At 72.7% G+C, this 2,967-nt stretch carries 5 protein-coding genes; 3 read left to right on the top strand and 2 right to left on the bottom strand.

Annotation, left to right across the window (positions count from 1 at the left end):
* Positions 1–228 precede the first annotated feature (228 nt).
* On the top strand, positions 229–498 hold the full coding sequence (locus tag ACL02O_RS33940) for a DUF6458 family protein (protein ID WP_088969138.1): 270 nt from the start codon (positions 229–231) through the stop codon (positions 496–498).
* An 80-nt stretch (positions 499–578) separates the two neighbouring features.
* Here the strand turns inward: ACL02O_RS33940 and ACL02O_RS33935 are convergent, their stop codons facing one another.
* Complete coding sequence (locus ACL02O_RS33935) at positions 579–1,115, bottom strand: SixA phosphatase family protein (RefSeq protein ID WP_412822273.1); 537 nt, start codon at positions 1,113–1,115, stop codon at positions 579–581.
* A gap of 115 nt (positions 1,116–1,230) precedes the next feature.
* On the opposite strand from ACL02O_RS33935, the gene ACL02O_RS33930 reads away from it, so the two are divergent.
* Complete coding sequence (locus tag ACL02O_RS33930) at positions 1,231–1,518, top strand: DUF6458 family protein (RefSeq protein ID WP_412822272.1); 288 nt, start codon at positions 1,231–1,233, stop codon at positions 1,516–1,518.
* Between the two features lie 66 nt (positions 1,519–1,584).
* Here ACL02O_RS33930 and trhA read toward each other — a convergent pair whose 3' ends face one another.
* A complete protein-coding gene (trhA, locus tag ACL02O_RS33925; RefSeq protein ID WP_412822271.1) occupies positions 1,585–2,262 on the bottom strand; it encodes a PAQR family membrane homeostasis protein TrhA in 678 nt (225 codons plus the stop codon).
* Positions 2,263–2,368: 106 nt separating this feature from the next.
* Between trhA and ACL02O_RS33920 the strand changes: the two genes are divergently transcribed.
* Positions 2,369–2,967 (top strand): 5-oxoprolinase subunit B family protein (locus tag ACL02O_RS33920; RefSeq protein ID WP_412822270.1); only part of this gene is annotated, 599 nt, incomplete at its 3' end.

Below are 2,967 nucleotides of genomic sequence, written 5' to 3'. Positions count from 1 at the left end.
GTCGTCCGTACCGGACCGGTGGGTGCGCCCCTCCCGCCCGCGGTTCCGCACGACTTCGCCGAAGTTGTCACCGCGTCCGGAGAGTCCGATACCGCAATGTGCCGGTCGGTGGTGCGAGGTTCGCGGAATTGGCCGGGAGCGCCGGGTAGGCCGGCCGCCTGACGGGTAACCGTCGCGGACCACGACAGGGCACGCCCAACGGCCAACGCACGGGGGAGTGCAGCGCACATGGGCATTGGCAGCGCCATCTTTCTCATCGCGCTCGGCGCGATCATGACCTTCGCCATCCGGGCCAACGTCTGGTGGATCGACCTGCGTGCGGTCGGCTGGGTGTTCATCCTGGCCGGACTGGCCGTCCTGCTCACCACGCTCTGGTTCTGGCAGGATCGGCGCAAGCGGGCACGAACGCTGATCGTGGAGGAGAACCGGCTCTCCCATCCGACCGCGATGATGCCCCCGCCGCCCGATCCGCCGCCGCCCACCGCCCCGCCGTCCTGACGGGGCCGACCTGACGCCGTGGCGCGCGGCCCCGGTCCGTCCCGGCGGTCCTCTCGCGCCGGGTCGGACGGCCCGCCGGGTCAGCCCCGCGCGATGTGCCGGGCGGTGAGCGGCGCGCCGCCGGGCGCCAGCGTCGCCCACCGGGTGGTCGGGCGGTGCACCACCAGGTCGGTGGTCCGCAGCCCGTCCGGATCCGCCCGCTGCGGATCGAGCAGCGCCGAAAGCAGCGAGATGCCCGGGTTGTGGGCGACCAGCAGCACCGTGCCGGCCTCCGGGGCGACCGCCCGTACCAGCTCCAGCAACTCCTCCGGTCGCGCCTCGTACGCGCCCTGCTCGTAGCGCACCACCGGTGACGGCCCCGTCGGTCCCCCCTCCGGCGGGGATCCCGTCATGCCCAGCGCCACCCCGTGCCAGGTCTGCCGGGTGCGCAGGGCGGTCGAGCAGAGCACCACGTCGGGGAGGAGGGTGTGCCGGGCCAGCCAGGCGCCGGCCGCGGCCGCGTCGGCGTGCCCGCGCCGGGTCAACGGGCGCTCGGCGTCCGGTGCCTCCCGGGACTGTTCGGCCTTGGCGTGCCGGAGCAGCACCAACGTCCGCTCCTGGTTCCTGCCGTCCGTCATGCGGACAGCTTGCCTGATTGGCGATCTGAGCGCCTGGGTAAGTCGATGGATGCCGCTACCTCATCCATGGCCGCGGCGGGAGGAAACGCCAGCAGAAGGCCAAGGAGGCGACGTCATGGGCATCGGTGCCAGCATCTTCCTCATCGCGCTGGGCGCGATCTTCGCGTTCGCCATCGACGCCAACCTGGGATGGCTCGACCTGAACGTCGTGGGCTGGGTGCTCATGCTCGTCGGCGTCGTCGGCCTGCTCATCACGATGTACTTCTGGAGCACCCGCCGCCGGGCGGTCGTCGCCACTCCGGTGCGCGAGCGGGTCGTCGCCCAGCCGACCGTGCCGGTGGAGGACGACCGCGTCGTGCGCGAGGAGTACCGCGAGGTGCGCCGCCCGGGATACCCGGCCTGATCCCATCCCCGTAGACATCGAGGGCCCCGCGACGGCGCGGGGCCCTCGAACTCGTTTCCGGACCCGTCAGGCGAAGAGCGCGAAGTAGATCGCGATGTGGTGGCAGATCGCCGCGATCAGGGTGCAGGCGTGGAAGAACTCGTGGTGACCGAAGACGGTCGGCCACGGGTTCGGCTTGCGCAGCGCGTAGAAGACCGCACCGACGCTGTAGATCGCGCCGCCGACGATCAGCAGCACCAGGGCGGTCACCCCGCCGGCGTGCAGGATCTCCGGCAGCATTGCCACCGCGACCCAGCCGAGCGCCAGGTAGAGCGGCGCGGAGACCCAGCGCGGGGCGTGCGGCCAGATCAGCTTCAGCGCCACCCCGGCCAGCGCTCCGCCCCAGACCAGGCCGAGCATCAGCTCGGCCGGCCGCGGCCCGAGCAGCAGCGCGCTGAACGGGGTGTAGGTGCCGGCGATGAACACGAAGATCATCGAATGGTCCATCCGGCGCATGATCTGGTAGCCCCGCTCCGACCAGACCCGGCGGTGGTAGAGGGCGCTGGTGCCGAAGAGACCGCACACGGTCAGGCTGTAGATCAGGCAGCTGATCAGGGGTGCCCAGCCGGGCCGGGCGGCCGCGATCGAGCAGAGCACGATGCCGCAGACGAGCGCGACGAAGAACGCGTAGGTGTGCAGCCAGCCGCGCATCCGGGGTTTACCGATGTCGACCGGCTTGAGCCGAAGCGGAGCGGAGGTGGTCACGCCAATAGGCTACGACACCGTAGGTTACTTGCAAGTAGTGTGGCCGGTCACGCCGCCGACCGGTCGGACGACCCTGGCGGGCGCCTCGATCCGCCAGTATGGCGGGATGTGGATCCGGCCCGTCGGCACGCACGCCCTGCTGCTCGACTGCGACGACGCCGACCAGGTGCAGGCGTGGCGCGCCGAACTCTGCCGCCGCCGGGACGCCGGCGAGCTGAGCGCCGTCGAGATCGTCCCGGCCGCGGCCACCGTGCTGCTCGACGGGGTACCGGACCCGGAACAGGTGGCCGCCCGGATCGCCCGCTGGACCCCGTGCGGCGACGCCGGCCCGGCCACCACCGCCGAGGTCGAGGTGCCCACCGTGTACGACGGGGAGGATCTGCCCGCCGTGGCCGGGCACTGGGGCGTCGACGTCCCGACGGTGGTGGAGCGGCTGCGGCGTACCGTCTTCCGGGTGGCGTTCTGCGGGTTCGCGCCGGGGTTCGCCTACCTGACCGGGCTGCCGGCGGAGCTGGCCGTGCCCCGGCTCGCCACCCCGCGTACCCGGGTGCCGGCCGGGTCGGTCGCCCTGGCCGGCCCGTACGCCGGGATCTACCCGACCGCCTCCCCCGGCGGCTGGCTGCTGGTCGGGCGGACCGACCTGGTCCTCTTCGACGTGCACGCCGATCCGCCGGCCCGGCTCACCCCCGGCACCCTGGTCCGGCT

Origin of the sequence: Micromonospora mangrovicola, from assembly GCF_047200535.1 — a bacterium.
In the GTDB taxonomy this organism is placed as follows: domain Bacteria; phylum Actinomycetota; class Actinomycetes; order Mycobacteriales; family Micromonosporaceae; genus Micromonospora.
This window is presented reverse-complemented; position numbering and strand designations above follow the sequence as displayed.

What these genes read in the sequence shown, in the direction of transcription:
- ACL02O_RS33940 (WP_088969138.1), top strand. Translation starts at nt 229, where the DNA reads ATGGGCATTGGCAGCGCCATCTTTCTCATCGCGCTCGGCGCGATCATG.
- ACL02O_RS33935 (WP_412822273.1), bottom strand. Translation starts at nt 1,115, where the DNA reads ATGACGGACGGCAGGAACCAGGAGCGGACGTTGGTGCTGCTCCGGCAC.
- ACL02O_RS33930 (WP_412822272.1), top strand. Translation starts at nt 1,231, where the DNA reads ATGGGCATCGGTGCCAGCATCTTCCTCATCGCGCTGGGCGCGATCTTC.